Source organism: Desulfallas thermosapovorans DSM 6562, from assembly GCF_008124625.1.
In the GTDB taxonomy this organism is placed as follows: Bacteria; Bacillota; Desulfotomaculia; order Desulfotomaculales; family Desulfallaceae; genus Sporotomaculum; species Sporotomaculum thermosapovorans.
The window spans coordinates 92845-109424 of record NZ_VNHM01000011.1; the positions used below are offsets into that span (position 1 = coordinate 92845).

25 protein-coding genes and 1 other RNA gene are annotated in these 16580 nt (G+C 54.4%); 21 read left to right on the top strand and 5 right to left on the bottom strand.

The window, feature by feature from the left end:
* Positions 1-15: 15 nt before the first annotated feature.
* Positions 16-198 (bottom strand): hypothetical protein, encoded by a 183-nt coding sequence (locus LX24_RS10475; protein WP_166512104.1) that lies wholly within the window; start codon positions 196-198, stop codon positions 16-18.
* Positions 199-560: 362 nt separating this feature from the next.
* Between LX24_RS10475 and LX24_RS10480 the strand changes: the two genes are divergently transcribed.
* From LX24_RS10480 to ssrA, 5 genes are all read left to right on the top strand, one after another.
* Positions 561-785: a hypothetical protein gene (locus LX24_RS10480; protein WP_166512105.1), complete on the top strand. Its 225-nt coding sequence runs from the start codon at positions 561-563 to the stop codon at positions 783-785.
* Between the two features lie 200 nt (positions 786-985).
* Entirely contained in the window at positions 986-1411 is a 426-nt protein-coding gene (locus LX24_RS10485) for a PaaI family thioesterase (RefSeq protein WP_243131705.1), read from the top strand.
* Positions 1412-1436: 25 nt separating this feature from the next.
* Positions 1437-1988, top strand: coding sequence for an HD domain-containing protein (locus tag LX24_RS10490; protein WP_166512106.1), 552 nt, complete (start codon positions 1437-1439; stop codon positions 1986-1988).
* 207 nt (positions 1989-2195) lie between these two features.
* Positions 2196-2654, top strand: coding sequence for an SsrA-binding protein SmpB (smpB, locus tag LX24_RS10495; RefSeq protein WP_166512107.1), 459 nt, complete (start codon positions 2196-2198; stop codon positions 2652-2654).
* Between the two features lie 91 nt (positions 2655-2745).
* Positions 2746-3105, top strand: a transfer-messenger RNA (tmRNA) gene (gene ssrA / locus LX24_RS10500).
* Here the strand turns inward: ssrA and LX24_RS10505 are convergent.
* From LX24_RS10505 to LX24_RS10515, 3 genes are read right to left on the bottom strand one after another with little or no spacing between them, the layout of a single operon-like run.
* Positions 3084-4589, bottom strand: coding sequence for a recombinase family protein (locus LX24_RS10505; protein ID WP_166512108.1), 1506 nt, complete (start codon positions 4587-4589; stop codon positions 3084-3086). The two genes, ssrA and LX24_RS10505, sit on opposite strands and share 22 nt — an antisense overlap.
* 16 nt (positions 4590-4605) lie before the next feature.
* Positions 4606-5037, bottom strand: coding sequence for an ImmA/IrrE family metallo-endopeptidase (locus tag LX24_RS10510; RefSeq protein WP_166512109.1), 432 nt, complete (start codon positions 5035-5037; stop codon positions 4606-4608).
* Between the two features lie 10 nt (positions 5038-5047).
* Complete coding sequence (locus tag LX24_RS10515; protein ID WP_166512110.1) at positions 5048-5458, bottom strand: helix-turn-helix domain-containing protein; 411 nt, start codon at positions 5456-5458, stop codon at positions 5048-5050.
* A gap of 152 nt (positions 5459-5610) precedes the next feature.
* Here LX24_RS10515 and LX24_RS10520 point away from each other — a divergent pair, with 152 nt between their 5' ends.
* From LX24_RS10520 to LX24_RS10595, 16 genes are all read left to right on the top strand, one after another.
* Positions 5611-5844, top strand: coding sequence for a helix-turn-helix domain-containing protein (locus LX24_RS10520; RefSeq protein WP_166512111.1), 234 nt, complete (start codon positions 5611-5613; stop codon positions 5842-5844).
* Between the two features lie 5 nt (positions 5845-5849).
* A complete protein-coding gene (locus tag LX24_RS10525) occupies positions 5850-6050 on the top strand; it encodes a hypothetical protein (RefSeq protein ID WP_166512112.1) in 201 nt (66 codons plus the stop codon).
* A gap of 82 nt (positions 6051-6132) precedes the next feature.
* Positions 6133-6774, top strand: coding sequence for a helix-turn-helix domain-containing protein (locus LX24_RS10530; protein WP_166512113.1), 642 nt, complete (start codon positions 6133-6135; stop codon positions 6772-6774).
* A gap of 16 nt (positions 6775-6790) precedes the next feature.
* Complete coding sequence (locus tag LX24_RS15000; protein WP_243131706.1) at positions 6791-8056, top strand: AAA family ATPase; 1266 nt, start codon at positions 6791-6793, stop codon at positions 8054-8056.
* Positions 8057-8352: 296 nt separating this feature from the next.
* Positions 8353-10374, top strand: coding sequence for an AAA family ATPase (locus LX24_RS10540; protein ID WP_166512114.1), 2022 nt, complete (start codon positions 8353-8355; stop codon positions 10372-10374).
* Entirely contained in the window at positions 10361-10915 is a 555-nt protein-coding gene (locus LX24_RS10545; RefSeq protein ID WP_166512115.1) for a DUF5348 domain-containing protein, read from the top strand. Before LX24_RS10540 ends, LX24_RS10545 begins: the two co-directional genes overlap by 14 nt.
* Positions 10916-11308: 393 nt before the next feature.
* Positions 11309-11551 carry a hypothetical protein gene (locus LX24_RS10550; protein WP_166512116.1) on the top strand — a complete coding sequence of 81 codons (243 nt, stop codon included), beginning with the start codon at positions 11309-11311 and terminating at the stop codon, positions 11549-11551.
* Between the two features lie 189 nt (positions 11552-11740).
* On the top strand, positions 11741-12082 hold the full coding sequence (locus LX24_RS10555) for a DNA replication protein (protein ID WP_166512117.1): 342 nt from the start codon (positions 11741-11743) through the stop codon (positions 12080-12082).
* Complete coding sequence (locus tag LX24_RS10560; RefSeq protein ID WP_166512118.1) at positions 12079-12294, top strand: hypothetical protein; 216 nt, start codon at positions 12079-12081, stop codon at positions 12292-12294. The genes LX24_RS10555 and LX24_RS10560 overlap by 4 nt, the downstream gene beginning before the upstream one ends.
* Positions 12295-12309: 15 nt before the next feature.
* Positions 12310-13455: a replication protein gene (locus LX24_RS10565; protein ID WP_166512119.1), complete on the top strand. Its 1146-nt coding sequence runs from the start codon at positions 12310-12312 to the stop codon at positions 13453-13455.
* 19 nt (positions 13456-13474) lie between these two features.
* Positions 13475-13876 carry a hypothetical protein gene (locus LX24_RS10570; protein ID WP_166512120.1) on the top strand — a complete coding sequence of 134 codons (402 nt, stop codon included), beginning with the start codon at positions 13475-13477 and terminating at the stop codon, positions 13874-13876.
* Positions 13877-13879: 3 nt separating this feature from the next.
* Positions 13880-14239 (top strand): RusA family crossover junction endodeoxyribonuclease, encoded by a 360-nt coding sequence (locus tag LX24_RS10575; protein WP_243131707.1) that lies wholly within the window; start codon positions 13880-13882, stop codon positions 14237-14239.
* Complete coding sequence (locus LX24_RS10580; RefSeq protein WP_166512122.1) at positions 14223-14450, top strand: hypothetical protein; 228 nt, start codon at positions 14223-14225, stop codon at positions 14448-14450. The genes LX24_RS10575 and LX24_RS10580 overlap by 17 nt, the downstream gene beginning before the upstream one ends.
* Before the next feature lie 29 nt (positions 14451-14479).
* A complete protein-coding gene (locus tag LX24_RS15005; protein WP_243131708.1) occupies positions 14480-14830 on the top strand; it encodes a hypothetical protein in 351 nt (116 codons plus the stop codon).
* Between the two features lie 14 nt (positions 14831-14844).
* Positions 14845-15213 (top strand): hypothetical protein, encoded by a 369-nt coding sequence (locus tag LX24_RS10590; protein ID WP_166512123.1) that lies wholly within the window; start codon positions 14845-14847, stop codon positions 15211-15213.
* A gap of 544 nt (positions 15214-15757) precedes the next feature.
* Complete coding sequence (locus tag LX24_RS10595; protein WP_166512124.1) at positions 15758-16165, top strand: hypothetical protein; 408 nt, start codon at positions 15758-15760, stop codon at positions 16163-16165.
* A gap of 283 nt (positions 16166-16448) precedes the next feature.
* Here the strand turns inward: LX24_RS10595 and LX24_RS10600 are convergent, their stop codons facing one another.
* Complete coding sequence (locus tag LX24_RS10600; protein ID WP_166512134.1) at positions 16449-16577, bottom strand: IS3 family transposase; 129 nt, start codon at positions 16575-16577, stop codon at positions 16449-16451.
* Positions 16578-16580: the final 3 nt, after the last annotated feature.

Genomic DNA, 16580 nt, shown 5'->3' on the forward strand with positions numbered 1-16580 from the left:
CCCGCATGGGTGCCGTTACTTAATTCCAAGCGCTGGTGCAAACATGGCTAAAAATGCGGCCACAACAAGCAGTGCCAGGGTAATTATGCGCCAGATGCGTACACCCTTGCCGCGCACCTTCATTCTGCTCATGGGTATCATGCTGGCGGCAAAGACAAAGGCAACCAAAGCCACGATTAAAGTTAATTTATTTTCCATATCCAAAACTCCCTCCGTCAACAAAGTAGGTTATGTAAAGGAAAAGCCCACAGACCCTTATTATCAATAACCAAATATTTTCTTTCCACCCAACCCTTATTATAGCACATACACCTGTTCCCGGATAGAAAACGGTATTATTATCTGGACACTACGTTGCTACCATGGAAAAAATTTCCCCAACCTAGAGATAAAAAACAGTATTATTATCCAGACATTCATGCTGCCAACGCGACACGGGCCTCACTCCCCTTCATTTTTATCCCCCTGGCGATGTTAAAGTGGACGGTATATTTGTTAAAACGCATATTTACAATAAACCGGGGCACAATATTTATAAATAAAGGATCGGAGGGATAATTTTGGACTACAGTGATCCCGGACAACGTTACCAAAAGGGCATGAACTACGGCGAGAAAATAAATTTTTCATATGAATTGGAGCAGGAGATTGTGGAAAACAAGGAGGAATTGGCCAAACTGAAAGATAGTAACGAGGACGAAGCTAGAATTGAAGAGCTTGAGGCGCGCATCAGGAAAAATGAAAAACTGCTCCAGGATGTGCAAAACGATATCCATCTGCGTTAACGAATCACATGCAAAAAACCCGGCTCTGAGCCGGGTTTTTTGCATTGCCTTAAACGGGATAAAGCTCAAAGGTGCTATTAAATGATAAATAAAACAGCATAACTGATTGCGCAAGGATTTCACCGGGTTTTTGCCTGCTTTTCATTATCAGGTAACAGTTGTCATTATGGGTTATAATATGTAATGATATTGTCCGGGGGGTGAATTACCTGCGAAGTAGAGTAAAGGGCAGTGACCACATGTGCTTTGGCTGCAGCCCGGCCAATCCCATTGGCTTGAAACTAAAATTTAAAATGGATGGTGATATTTGCCGTACCGAATTTGAGGCGGGGGAAGAGCACCAGGGCTGGAACGGTTATATGCACGGGGGCCTTATTGCCGCCTTGCTGGATGAAACAATGGCCTGGTGGCTGTGGTTGAAGGATATTTCCATTATGACGGTGGAAATGAACACCCGGTACAGTATCGGGGTGCCCATAAAAACCAGGCTTGTGGTGGAATCGTGGTGCGAAGAGGTAAAAAGGGACAGGCTTTATTTAATGGCCGGGCGGATCATACTGCCTGGCGGCAAGACCGCCGTCAAGGCTACGGCCAAGTTTATGAAGATTGACCCGGCGCAAATATAGAGATTGTTGGAGGTATTTTAGACTCATGACCAGAGAAGAGGCATATAAACTCTTAAAACAGCATTTAAAAAACAAAAATTTGATAAAACACTCCCTGGCCGTGGAGGCTGTGATGCGGCGCCTGGCTGAACATTTCAATGAGGATGTTGAGAAGTGGGGCCTGGCGGGGCTGCTGCATGATATTGATTACGATCGTACAAAGGATGACCCGCATAGACACAGCTTGGAGGGGGCCGATTTGCTGGCGGATAAGGGACTGCCCGGCGATGTGGTGTATGCTGTGCGGGTGCATAACGAGGCCCACGGCTTACCCCGTAAAACGCTTATGGACAAGGCGTTGTATTCCACCGACCCGCTGACCGGGTTAATTGTTGCCGGGGCGCTGGTAAGACCGGAAAAGAAGCTGTCCGCTGTGGATGTTACCTTCCTCAAGAAAAAATATGGAGAAAAGGCTTTCGCCCGGGGTGCCAACCGTGAAATAATTGCGGCTTGCTCTGAAATGGGACTGGAGCTTGAAGAGTTTTTGGCCCTGGGTTTGGAAGCCATGCAGGGCATTGCTGGTGAAATGGGATTGTGACGGCCGGGCGGCTGGATTTAATTGATGTGCCTTGGTGAGGTAGCCGGGAATAATAATGCCAAGCATGTTGACAGTATTATGGATTATGGTATAATTAATAATTACCTGGTGGCGTAATGCTTGTAATTTTTGTTCCATAATTTATCGACGTAGCTTAAAAGCCCTGCCGGAGAATATGGTTGGGCTTTGATTATCGAGGTGTTCTTTATGTCGGCCAAGACAATTGTAAACCGCAAGGCACGTCATGAGTATCATATTGATGAAACCTATGAAGCCGGTATCGCTTTGTCCGGCACGGAAATCAAGTCCATACGGGCCGGTAAAGCCAATCTTCAGGATAGTTACGCCCGGATTGAAAACGGCGAACTGGTGTTGTATAATATGCATATAAGCCCCTATGAACAGGGCAACCGGTTTAACCATGAACCCAAGCGCCCGCGGAAGCTGTTGATGCACAAGCGGGAAATCATGCGGCTGTTCGGGCAAACCAGGGAAAAGGGTTTATCACTTATCCCCCTTAAGGTGTACTTTAAAAATGGTAAATGGGCTAAAATTGAGCTGGCCCTGGCCCGGGGCAAAAAGAAATTCGACAAACGGGAAGATATTGCCGCCCGGGACGCCAAAAGAGAAATGGACCGGGCCATGAAAGATAGGCAAAGGTTTTAGATAGGTGAGTTTGATTGCTCAAGATTAGCTGTGTTAGTTAAGTTTCAAACAACTGTAATGTAACAAACTTTAATACTTGTTATTTAATTATGGGGGCGAAATGGTTTCGACGGGGGAAGTTGTGGCAGGATAAGCGAGCCGGGGTTCCATCAGCCCGTTAAACGGTGGAACAGTTAATATAACTGCCAACAAAGAAAATTACGCTCTAGCTGCTTAATTACAGCTAGCATCCCACCCGCACTTGCCTGTGGAGCGGGCCACGGGGTGTCATATGAGCAGGCTTACCCTTTAGCCGATTCTCGGAGGCCAAACGGGGAAATTCATCGAGATAGCTCCGGCGAAGCCTGGTTGTGGGCGCCAAAGGGGCGAATTTTAAAACACAACCTACGCTCGTAGAAGGTCTTGTGGCTCTTCTTTCGGACGGTGGGTTCAACTCCCCCCGCCTCCACCAATGGTAACCAAAACTATTTTTAAATCAACCTTAATCTCATCTTCAAAAACAGTAACTTTGGCAACAAACTGCTGGACGAGTTGCTTTAACAGCTCCTCGTTTTCTTTATCCTTAAACTGCTGATACAGGCTTTCAAAGTAAAGCTCAACATCCTTTTGAGTCAACGTGATGGCCGTCCTGGCGGATAGCCTGTCCAAGTCCTGCTGCAGCAAAGCCGCTTCCTGTTCCCGCCTGGATAACTGCTGCACCAGCGCGTCCGATGCCTGACCCTGCTCGATTAAACGCAGCAGGTTGTTTATCGCTGTTTGAACTCGCTTGAGTTCCTTTTCCAGGTACTTTTTCTCATCATAAGACTGGTTATATAACTGGTGATAAAAATCTATGGTTTTCTTAACCAGCGTCGGTCGAACATCCGGGGCAAAGATTTTATCTATTTCATCAAGAGCCATTTGCTCCAGCACGTTTTTCCTGATGCGCCGGTTGGTGCAGGTCCTGGTGCGGTCCCGGGCCCCGCATTCATAATACCCGTAGCGGGTGCCGTTGTTGGTGGCGGTATTGCCTATATAAGCGGTGCCGCACACTCCACAGAATACCAAACCTGTGAGCAGAAATATAGTTTTGGCTTTCTGCCTGGCCCGTTCGGGGTTTTGCTTGCGCTTAAGCATTCTTTCCTGCACCCGGTTGAATAAGGCCTCGTCGATAATGGCGGGAATGGCACCGGGGATGCGGATGATCTCTTCCGCCGGTTTTTGCCGGCGGTTGTTTTTGCGCCCGTAGGCTGTCCTGCCCTGGCGTTTGTTGAACGTGTAGACGCCGATATATTTTTCGTTCTTTAAAATTTCGTGCAAAGAGTTTTTGCCGAACGGACCGCCCCGTTTTGTGCGGTAACCAAAAGAGTTCAATTCGTCGATAATCCTGTCGTAACCAAAACCTTGATCATACATATCAAAAATCAGGCGCACGGCCTTTGCTTCATGTTCGTTAATCATGTAGCTGCGGTCCGGCCCCACGTCCAGTCCCAGGGGCGGGATGCCGCCGCAGTGTTTGGCCTGCAGGGCGGTTTCTTTCATCCCTTTCATGGCTTCCCGACCCAGGTTTTTACTGTAATACTCGGCCAGGCCTTCCAGCAAGCTTTCCAGCAGGATGCTTTCTGGCGAATCGTCCAGGTGTTCCAGAACGGATTCCATTTTTACCCCGGCGCGGCGCAGTTCCCGCTTATAAAAGGCGCTGTCGTAGCGGTTGCGGGCAAAACGGTCCAGTTTGTGAATAATTAGAGCATCGAACAAGCCGTCCCGGGCGTCCTGGATCATCTGCTGGAACTGGGGGCGGTCGTCGGTCAGGGCGGAGCGGGCTTCGTCGGTGTAAGTTTTTACGATGGTGTAACCCTTGCGTTTGCAGTATTCCGTACAGGCCCGCACCTGGGCGGTAATGCTTTCTTCCCGCTGGTTGTCGCTGGAAAATCGGGCGTAGATAACTGCTTTCAATTTAGGCTGACCCCTTTCATGGTATTTCTTCATTCATACTGGATATTTCGCTGACGAACCGGCTCAACTGGTCGAGTTTTCCGGAGGCGGCCATTTCAGTGATCATGCATTTATAGTCTTCCGCCTTCTCACCGAGTATCAGCTCGCAAGAAAAACGATTGGCCTGGTATTCCTGCTTGGAATACGAAAACGTGTTGTGTAAAACAAATACGAAGTTTGTCGATGGATGCAATAAAAAATGGCCCAGTTCGTGTCCGCAGACAAATTGCTGTTCTGCTTCCGACAGGCCGTTGTTAATGGCAATTATTCTTTTGTTGCCCAGCGACATGGCCAGGCCTTTTATTTTTCGAAACGGGGCGAATAAAACTTTAATCCCCAGACTGCGGGCAATATCCAGCGGTTTCTCCCCGCTCTTGGCAAGCTTCCTGGCTTCTTTATACAAAAACATAAGCTAAATATCACTTTCCTTTGGGCTGCTTGGAAGCGGCTCTTTCTTTTTTTAATGCCTCCCAGGCGGCGCGCAGCGCCAGCATGATATCATCTTTCACTTCTTCATCAAGGGGATCGCCGAAGATGCGCAGGTTGGGTTGCTCTCGAATAAATTTATCCAACTCGATGTCGGTGGGCGGGGTGTCTTTTTCCCACCAGGGGGCCGCTTCATTATCGTTCAACCCCAGCAGGTAGTCCACAGAGACTCCCAGTAGATTTGCGATTTTGCTAGTCATTTCCAGGTCCGGAGTCCGGTAGTTGCGCTCGTATCCAGACAAAGTGCCGATTTTAATGTTCAGCAATTTGGCCATATGCTCCTGGGTCCAGCCTTTTTTTTCCCTTTCCTCTTTGAGCCGTTTGGCAAACTTTTCATTACGCACCTCGCTTATCACCCCTTGGCGTTAGTATAGCACGACGCTTACTTTGATAATATATTTTTAAGCGAAATGCTAAAAATTTTCTTGACATAAGCATAACGCTTATTATAAAATGGGTTAACAGGTAAGCATATCGCTTAGAAAGGAGTGTCGTTATGCATGTTGGTAAGCGGATTAAGGAGATACGCCAGGAATCGGGCGTGATGGCCAAGCATGTGGCCCGCAAAGCGGGTATCTCGCTGTGGTATCTGTCCATGATTGAAAACGGCAAAAGGGTCCCGTCCCTGGAAAAACTGGAGGCCATAGCCGATGTGTTGGGTGTGGATGTAGCCCGGTTTTTTTTAGCCCACGAAGTAAGCGAAACGCTTAATAAGGAACAGGCGAGGTAACCCATATGCAGGTAGCACTATGCAGAGTTACCGCCAGGCGATACAAAACCAGGTTGGTGACCACCGGGCGGCAGATTATCGGCTTCACTGCGGATGATCCCGATGCATATCTGGATCAAATGGCCAGGATACTGGCGCATGGTTTATATATGCAATTAAACAAAAAAGAGCAAAAATTAGTTGTTCAGAAAAGATGTGGAAAATAAACTGCGCTAAGTTTATCACTAGTCAATTAGTCAACAATACTCAGCTTTATGACAAACAGCGGCACAAAGGGGGTGAAAACAGGTGGAATTACCGTTTAAGAAAAGCCGCAAGCAGGCCGGTTTTACCGCCCAGGCGGCAGCGGAGCAGCTGCACATCGACAAGCGTAGCCTTTACCGCATCGAGGCGGGGCAGCAGCCGGCGCCGCCGGAACTGGTCTGGCACATGGCCGAGCTGTACGGCGACCCGGGCCTGGTCAGGTGGCAGCAGAGCGAGGCCGACCCCATCGGCAGGCGCGTCAACCCGCCGGTGCTGAACGCCATCGTCAACAGCCCCCAGGCGGTACATTACTGCCTGGTACGGGAACTGGACGAGGCGGTGCCGGCGGCTGACATGCTCTGTCGCCTGGTGACCAACAAGATGACCCAATATGACTTTAACGAGCATGAAAAGAGCCAGTATTTTGCACTGTATGGGAAGTGTGTGTCCAACATCAAGCAGGCCGTGGCCGAAGTGGAGGGGGTGATGATGAGGATCTTCGGGGTCCGGGCCGCCGAAGCGGCCGGCAAAGCGCACAGGGACAAGATGCTGCAGAAAGGCTACTTACAGACAAAAGAAAAAGCCCTCCCAAAGGAAGGGGCACAAGAAAAAACCTCTTACCAAAGTTTAACACCATCAAGTTGGCAAGTCAAGGAAACCCGCAGCGAATACATGGCTGCCATCTGAAAAGGAGGAATATCCAATGGCGTTACAATTTCACCGCGCACAGCGCAAAAAAGTCAAGCTGCGCCTGGCCTTCGCCGGCCCGGCCGGCAGTGGAAAAACATATAGCGCATTGCAGGTGTCCTTCGGCCTGGGCGGCCGGGTGGCGCTGATTGATACCGAACGCGGCTCGGGCGAACTATACGCCCACCTGGGGGAGTACGATGTTTGCACCCTGGAGGTACCCTTTGTGCCGGAAAAGTACGTGGAGGCCATCCGGGCGGCGGAAAGCGCGGGCTACAACGTAATCATCATCGACAGCCTTTCTCACGCCTGGGCCGGGCCCGGCGGCGTGCTGGACATCCACGGGTACGCCGCGGACAAGGGCGGCAACTCCTGGACCGCCTGGCGGCAGGTAACCCCCAGGCACAACGAACTGGTGGACGCCATGCTGCAGTCCAGGTGCCATATCATCGCCACCCTGCGCTCCAAGATGGAGCACGTCCAGGTGGTGGAAAACGGCAAGACGGTGGTCAAGAAGGTGGGCATGAACCCCATCCAGCGGGACGGGCTGGAGTACGAGTTCACGGTATTCCTGGACCTGGATTACAACCACACCGCCAGCGCCACCAAGGACCGCACCGGGTTGTTTGACGGGCTGGTGTTCAAACCGAGTGCGGAAACCGGCGCCAGGTTGCTGGAGTGGCTGGAAACCGGTGTGGAAGTGCTGCCCCGGGCCGGCCGGCAGCCCAGCCTGACGGTGGTGGGCGGCGGGCAGGCAGAAGCTGGCGGTGCAGCAGGCGGCAACGCGGGCGGTGCCGGGGAAAACTGCACCTGGCCCGCACCTGAGGCGGATACCGGCACCGGCAATTCGATGGGGCACGGGCCGGGGGAAGCGGTAAACCCGCCGGCTCTGGAGCGGGACACCTTTGACCGCCAGCAACAGGCCGCGGGGCATGCCGGGCGGCTGCAAAACACCGGGGGAAATCACACACGCAGCACCGCTCCCTCCGGGCCGGACCAGCCCGCCCGGCAGCCCCGGGCAGCCGCCCAGGCTCCGGCCACCCAGGCCCAGCTGAAGAAGATATTCGCCACGGCCGGTGAAGCCGGATTGGACGAAACGGCACTGCACCAGCTTATCGAACAGAAAACCGGCAAGCAATCGGCCAGGGAGCTGACCAAACCCGAGGCCAGCCGGGTGATTGAACTACTCCTGAGCATGGCCGGCGGCAGGCCAAACCCCAAACCCGAATCGGCACCGCTCCCGCCCCGGGCGGCAAACGGCGGCAGAATGCGGCTGTTTTAGCGTATTCCTATAAAAATGCTGGCCCGCCCGCGACGGGAGAGCCAATACCTTCGGGTGGCCGGGACCGGTGACGACCGACACCGGCTTGGCGGCGGGCCGGCTTATACAGCGGACACAACCCCTGCCCCTAATAGGGGCGGCGGAAGCCGCCCCATGCGCTAACGCGCAATACGTTGGGGACATTCCTCGACCCCAAAACCCTGACCCCAAAGCTGAGGTGTGTCCCCTGACCGCTATACTGGTGGCAAAAGCTAATTGAACATAACCACATTACCCCCAAAGGAGGATCACATAAAATGCACATTACCAAACTGGCCCTGCACAATTTCCGCAACCACAGAAACACCGCCGTCGAGCTGGACCGGCTAAACATATTTGTCGGGCGCAACAACAGCGGCAAATCCAGCATCCTGGCCGCCATCGAGTGGGCCCTGACCGGGCGCAATCTGTGGACCGACCGGGCTGGCCGGGGAGCGGGCGACCTGGTCACCCGCAAAGAGAAAAACTGCCAGGTGGGGCTGGAACTGGCCGGCCTGGGCGGTGTGGTCCGGGCCATGCCACCCCACACCCTCACCGTGGGCAAAAGCCGGAACATCCAGGAAGGACAGGCCGCCATCCACCACCACCTGGAGGCAGACGAACAATTGATTCAGCTGGTCCTAAACGCCGGCTCCTTTATTAACCTGCCCCCCGCGGAACAAAAAGCGTTCCTGTTCGCGTTGTGCGGCATCTCCTGCACCGCGGAAGAAATAGCCGGCGCCACCGTGCAGTACCTGCGCGGCACCGGGGTGGCAGACGAGCAGGCCAGGGAAGCGGCCTCCAGGGTAAAGGCCCTGCTGCCCCCGGGATTCGGCGGAGACCCCGCCATCCTGGAAGGCATGGAAAAGCGGGCCCGGGAACAGCGCCGGGAGGCCAAAAAAGACCTGGAGCGCACCCGGGCGGCGCTGGCCGAAATGGAACTGCCCAACCTGCCGGACGGCCTGGACCTGGAAGACAAAGAAGCCGTGGAAAGACAGCTGGCCGAGCTGGAACGGGAGAAAAACGAACTGCTCAAAGCCCACGGCGCGCGCCGGGCCGCACAGGAGAACCTGGCCCGGTGCCGGGAGCGGGTCAATAAGCTGGCTGCTGAACTGGAACGGTTAAACGAGGAAAAAAGCAGGCTGGAGCGGGAAACGGCGGGCCGGGACCGGGAAGAACTAGCTCAGAAGTTGGGCCAGGTGAAAGCGCAAGCAGAACAGGCCGCGAACACGGCGGCCGAATACGACCGGGAACTGGCCGCGCTGCAGGCCGCGGACCGGGCCAGGCGGGCGGTGGTGGAAAAACTGCAGGCCTTCGACGGCCGGTGCCCCCTGGCCCCGGAACTGATTGCCTGCCGCATGAGCGGGGGCGAAGTACAGGAACTAATCAACCAGTTGGAACTGGAAAACGCTGCTGCCGACGAGAAAGTTGACCACCTCCGGGCCGGCATCCGCAAAACGCAGGAGCAAAAACAGGCCCTGCAGCACCGGGCCGGCGCAATAGAGAAAACCCTGACCGAACTGGACGCCGACCGAACCGCACTGCACGGCCTGGACGAAGCCATCGCCCGCACACAGAGGGAACTGGACAACACCTGGCAGGAGGCGGCCGCCTGGGAAGAAACCCTGCACAAAAGCGGGGCCGACCCCGAAGAAATCGACCGCCTGCAGGGGCGCATCGACCAGGGGCGGGGTATTTTGAGCCAGCTGGAAGTGGCTGCCCACGGTCGCCAACAGGCCCGCCAGCTGCAGCAGGACCTGGAAGTTTTGGAAAAGGAACTGGCCGTCACCGAGCGCATGGTCAAGGCCCTGGGGCCGGACGGCATCCGCAAAACCCTGCTGGGCGACCGGATAGCCGGGCTGACGGAAGAGATCAACACCCTGCTGGCCGCCTTCACCGACGAACGCTACCAGATCACCTGGAAGGAAGACTATACACCCCTGGTACACCGGGACGGCTCGGTGCTGCCCGTCAAGCTGCTCTCCAAAAGCGAGCAGCTCCGGGTGGGTATCGCGCTGCAGGCCGCCATCGCCAGAATGACCGGGCTGAACTTCATAGCTGTTGACGAAGTGGACATGCTGGACCAGGACAACCGGGATTTGCTCACGGGTACCCTGCTGGGCATGCTGGACCAGTTCGACCAAATCATGCTCTTTTGCACTGTGGGCGACGTAATCCCTCAAAACCCCGGGCTGCCGGGTGTGAAAATGTTCTGGGTGGAGGACGGCGCGGTCAGCGAACTGGGCGGCGGGCGCGGCAAGTCCGCCGTGGAAAGGGGTGCCGCCCATGCTGCAGGATAAGAAAATGGGACACACCTCAGCTTTATATGAACGGGGACACACCTCTGTTACGGGGTCGGGTCTATTCGGTCGAGGAATGTCCCCGATTAAACGGGGGCGCGGAATTTCCGCAAATAGAGAAGTAACGAAACTGGGCGAACTGCTGGCCGCCACCCTGGACCAAATGGACCGGGTGGCCAGCCTCTACCCCTACCTGGACCGGCTGGAGGGCATCGAGCGGGTGGAACTGCAAAAGCTGGTCAATCTTTGCGAAAACGGCGCGGAAATCGCAGACCTGGCCCGGTGGGTGGAGTACCTGCAAAAACCCCGCACCGAGGGACGGATATTTATACAGCCCAACGGGCGGTACGTCATGGACACCACCGGCATCGAATTCACCAGCGGCCGGCCCATCGAGGTATACAACCCTGGTGGCCCGGACCGCGGCTGGCACCTGGGCCGGGTGGAACACGCCCACCGGTACGGCGGCTACTACTTTTATAGCGACACCGGGGACCACTGCCCCCTGCAGGACGGCATGCTGGTGGCGGTGCGGCGATAAACGTAGCACATGCTGAACCGGTCCCGCTTGCCGGCAGGCGAGGACCGGACCCCGGCAAAAATGCGGCCTTGCCGTGCAACGATTAAGGCTGCGTAAAAAATGCGTGACTTTAATTAGGGACATGCCTAGAACCCCAAACTTTATTGGGGCATACCTTGACACGGGAGCATTGATCATAAAGCTAAAAGGGTACCACTTGACCCGGGAGCATTAATCATAAAGCTAAAAGGGTATCACTTGACCCGGGAGCATTGATCATAAAGCTAAAAGGGTATCACTTGACCCGGGGAGCATTGACCTCAAAGCTAAAAGGTATCTCCTAACCGGTGACCCGAAAGCTAAAGGTGTGTCCCCTTTCATCTTAAAAACTGGTGATTAAAGGGGGCATCCGCAATGGCGGAACACACCTACCGCACCTGCGACCGCTGCGGGGAAAAGCTGCCGGGCGGCTGCCGCCCGCTGCACATCCCCTTCGACACTTACAGGGATACCGCCAGCGGGCGCACGGAAGAAGAATACCGGGAAATCGACCTGTGCCATAACTGCCTGCGGGCGGAGCTGCTATTTGTCATCAAGGATTGGCCTTTAGAGCAAAAAGTCCAACTCTGCGAGCGTATGTGCAAAACGGTGCGGTAATGGCTAAAACGCCGGTTAATCATAAACAAACGGGCCGAGCGCGTCCTGCAGTGCAAAGAACGCCTGGTGAATAACGCTGCAACCAGGTACAGGGGCACATCGCTGCAGGGGATGTGCGCAGGACGTACCCGGCGGAATTTGTAACGGAAGACTTGCGGGGGCAACCCCCGGGGAAGGAGTGAAACAGCAGTGGAACAGCTGACCCGCAAAGAACGCCTGGTGCTGGGACTGATCCCCGCCGGCTGCAAACAAGCCGTGCATAAACGCCGGCTAGCCGAACTGACCGGCTTAAGCGAGCGGGAGGCCCGGGAAATCATCTACCACCTGGTGGTGGAACACGGCCTGCCCATCGGCAGCAGCACCGAGCCCGGCACCGGCGGTTATTTCATCATCACAAGCGCCGAAGACATGGAAATAGCCACCCGGCACTTAAGGCCCCGGGCGGTGAAAATATTCAAACGCGCCCGGGCGCTGGAGAGGATAGCCCAGACCATGTTCGACAAGCACTTTAAGCTGGTGCTGGACAAATGAAGGATATCAAAGCACAGGTCTTCAAGCCGGGAGTATCCGCCAGGCCGGGGCCGGCCCGCCGCCTGGTCCGGATGCTGGACGGGCTGGTCACCCGGGTCCAGGAATGGCTGGAAGCGCCGCATACGCGCCGGGGGGAAAAATTCGCCTATACCGTGCTGGCCCTGGTGGCGGGGTACTTTTTGGTGCGGCTGTGTGCATTTTTAATCAAATAGTATCAGGGGGACGTCATGGCCAACCCGCAACCCGACGAGTTCACCAGAATATCCAACGAGTTATTCGAGGCCATCATCCTGGCCGGTTTTAAAAAGCGGCAGCTGAACATCATCCTGCTGGTTATCCGCTTGAGCTACGGGTGCGGCCGCAAATACGCCGTACTGCGGCAGGCCGACTTCCAGGTCATCGGCATCGATAAAAGCGACATCAAAAAAGAACTGCTCCTGTTGGTGGAATGCGGAGTGTTGACCGTAAACGGCGAGCGGGTCGCTTTGAACAAAGACTACGACCGCTGGCGCATTCCCCGGGCCCGGCCCGGCGGGCCGGAGCGATTCAAACAAATCCTCAAGCGGAACCTGGCGGAAAAAGCGGCCGGTGCAGCGCCAACCGGCGCCGGAACAGGGACCGGCACGCCGCCGGCCGGCGCGGGCGCGGCAGCTGGCGTTTCGCCAACCACCCCCGCCGGGCCGGACGGCAAAACACCACCCGGCCCGGGCGGAAAGGTCGGTAATTCACCGACAACTACCGCAAATTGGGTTGGTAAATTGCCAGCCGGCGCGGAAACAGCAGTTGGTAATTCACCAACTATTCCCGCCGGCCCGGTTGGTAAAACACCAACCATTCCCGCCGGCTTGGTTGGTAAATCACCAACTACCGAGTTGGTAAATCACCAACCCGAGGGTTGGCAAAATACCAACCCCGGAGTTGGTAAATCACCAACCTTGCAAACCCCGCAAGCCAACAGCGGCAAGGGCCAGAGCGGTGCCGAAAGAAATATTAAAGAAACAGTAAAGAAAAGTAAAGAAAAAGAAACATGTGTGTACGACCCGCACTTTGAAAAATTCTGGGCCGTCTATCCCCGGAAGGTGGAAAAACAGCGTGCCTACAGATGCTGGAAAATTCGCATCAGGGAAGGTCTATCTGAAGGCCTGACTACGGAAGGCCTGGTTGGGGACCTGGTCAACGCCGCAGCAAACTACGCCGCCGAGTGCCGCAGGCAGGGCACGCAGCAGCGCTACATCAAACACGCCGCCACTTTCCTGGGGCCGGACAAACCGTACTTAGACTGGATTAATGCGCCGCGAGACGGGCAAGAAAACCGGCCGGTCAACCGGCAGGACGAGAAAAAAGCATTAATCCGGTCACTGTACATGAGCTGAAGAGAAAGGAGTGGACCCCATGTCCAGCAAAGAATGCATCATCAGGGTGGACATCCCCACCGGCCGGGTGCTGGAAGACAACCTGCACGCCTTCTGGGAGACCCAGGCCCGGCGCAGCGATTTGCCCGATCCCGTTTGGCACAGCAACCCGGCCATGCATGGTTATGCCGGCCCGCAGCCCCGCGGGGCGCAAACCGGAACAGTTCAACCGCCTTACGAGCTGCTGGAGCGGGTGCAAAGATTCAACGCCGCCCGCCGGCGCCGGACCAAAAACGCCTGGACCGACACCGAAATGTACCGGCTGGCGGTACTTGTCGCCGTCCAAAACCAAAAGCCCCACCAGGCCGCGGCCCGGCTGGCCCGGACCCCCAGAGCGTGCCGGGACATGTTCCGCACACTCAAAAATGCGGGGGTGATTTAATTGGTGACGTTCACCATCCCGGGCCGCCCGGTGCCCAAACAGCGGCCCCGGACAGGCAGAAACGGCAGAATCTACACCCCGAAAAAAAGCCGCAGCTACGAAGAAACCGTGGGCTGGGCGGGCAAACAGGTGTTTAAAAACCCCTATGACGGTCCGGTCAAGCTGCAGGTAAACGTATATTTGTCCGCGCCCGGGGGCGACCTGGACAACTACGTCAAAAGCATCCAGGACGGCTTAAACGGCATTGCCTGGCGTGACGACCGGCAGGTCACCAGGCTGAAAGCCGGCCTGTTCGTCCGGCCCGGGGTAAAGGAGCGGGCGGAAGTGGTGGTCCAGGAGCTGAGAAATGAACCCCCTCGATGAATGCCTTTATTATCTGGTTCGTGAAATGGACGGCCTTGGCGTGCGGGCGAAAGACGTTTATTTTGATGACGCGCTGGCCGGCCTGAAAGAACCCGGTCGCCCGAATCTGCGCCGGATAGAAATTCGTGCGCTGGTCTACGCGGCCCGGGAACGAAACCGGTTGAGCGAATTGGATGAGTTAATGGGATATGAGCCGGGTAAAGCAAGATAGAAGGAAAATACTACAAGGAGTGAGAATTAATGCGTAAAGCGGATTTCCAGGCGCGGATTAAAAAAATCGAGATCGTCAACAAAGTGCTGGCCGACGGCTGGGCCCAGGCCATCCGGGTGCAGCTGGACGACATCGAACTGACCAACGAAAACCTGCTGGAGTTGCGCCAATTCCGGCCCAACGAGCAGGTCAACGTGAACATCGAACCGGTACAGCTGAACCTGTTCGACATGCAGGCACACCGCAGCGGCGAAGGGGACAAGCCTTTTAAAAAACGGGAACAGGCCCTGGACGGTGCGGAAGACGATGAGGAATTTCTTTCTTTTGTAGAAGATGACCAGACCCCGGCCGGGAAAGTGGTGCGGGAATTCAAGGTATAGGGGGTACGAATGAAATGAAAATCGAACTGGAACCGGAGGAAATCAACTGCCTGATGAACGCCTTAAACATGGCCCGGTACTGTTACGAAAAACTCAACCAAATCGACCGGGCCGCCGAAGCGCAGCAGGTGCACGACTTGCTGAACAGCGCCCGGGAAATCCATGCCCACGTACACATGGAACACATGACCGAGTTTGGCAGACAAGAATACCGGGAAATACTGCGCAAGCGGGAAGCCAGATTGAAAGGCGATGGAAAGGTGGTTGAGCTGTACCAGTTTGCGCCCGTTGACGAAGACGACCCCAACGAAGTCAGCGCGGACCGGGAGATCGGCAGAATTGCTCGGGAATGGGCCAGGGAAATGAAAGATAATGACAAATAACCCCCTTTGTGGGGTACTTTTTTGTCCCGCTCCCGATACCCGGCGTAGCCGGGCCGGTGGTGCCGACACCACCGCCGGGGGACCTGGGGGCAGTGGCCAGCTTTGATTCTGGCGGCATACCCGGCTCGGAGTGCCACCGCGGGTGACGATTATGGGCGGGGCTGTGGCCATCTATACTATATTATGACCGAACCGTAGCCTGGCACTTCGGCACGCCTGGTTTTTGCCGTGCCGGTGCCCGGGTTTTCCTTTGCCTGCATTGTTTCTTTTTGTTGTGGGGGTCGTTATGTTCAATAAGCTTCCGCAACCCGGCGGAAGGGCGCGCGCGAAGCGCGCGTGGGGCCGCAGCCGCGGCCCTTTTCTTACGCATGTTATTTTTACTCACCACTATCACCGTCAGGTTGATAACTTAAAATGAAATTTTTATAATGTTTTGACAAATGATAATAAATATTCTTAGGAAATATGTTAAAATCGAAATAAATATAAGGGGTGTTCATATTGCTAGAATATCATGGTTTTACACAATAAGGGTGGTGTATATATGACTACGAATAAACTAATGACTATTATCCGATTGCCTCATTCACCTGAAAGTTATTTAATGTCATTAAACAAAATTTTCTCCTGGATTGATTCTGAATGTCAGGTAGGGAATACCATAACAAGTGAATTATTATCTGAATGGATTCGTAAAAATATTGGTTGGGAAAAAAGCAGCGATCAAGCTGCAAGATTTGTTGTATCAACTTTTCTTAAAAAGGATGATAAAGATAGTTTAGTACTTACTGAATGGTCCAAACAATGGTTAAGTATTGATGACTTTACCATAAAATCAGAATTACTATTTGATTATTTAGACGATCGTATTATTTTTTTTGGAGAGATTCTTCAGCTTCTTGAGAATGAACCTAAAAGCGCAAAGGACATACTGGATTATATATCGGTTTAACCCCCTATTATTAGAGTCTATATCCCAAAATCGACTTATATCATAGACTTGCGTGTTATAAAGGGAGTTTAAACCTAATGACGCTAGACCGGCGGCCTTGACAGCACTAAGGGCTGTAATACTGGATTGATTACCGACGGGCGGCTCCGAAAACATGCAGGGTTATCCCTCCCGTCGGTAGAATATTTTATCACAGCCCTTTTAACGTGCTGTCAAGGCTACCCTTCGGCGCCTAGTGCCAATCCAGGAGTTCCCCTCCGGGACTCACCAAAAACATGCTTTTTTAAACCTTTACAATAAATGGTTTCACTCTGCCTGCTGCTAGTTCGTTGATAAATTCCAGTGGCGACAAGTCATATAAACTACCATGCATGCGGCGCTGGTTATAAAACTGAATATACTCGCTAACAATCCG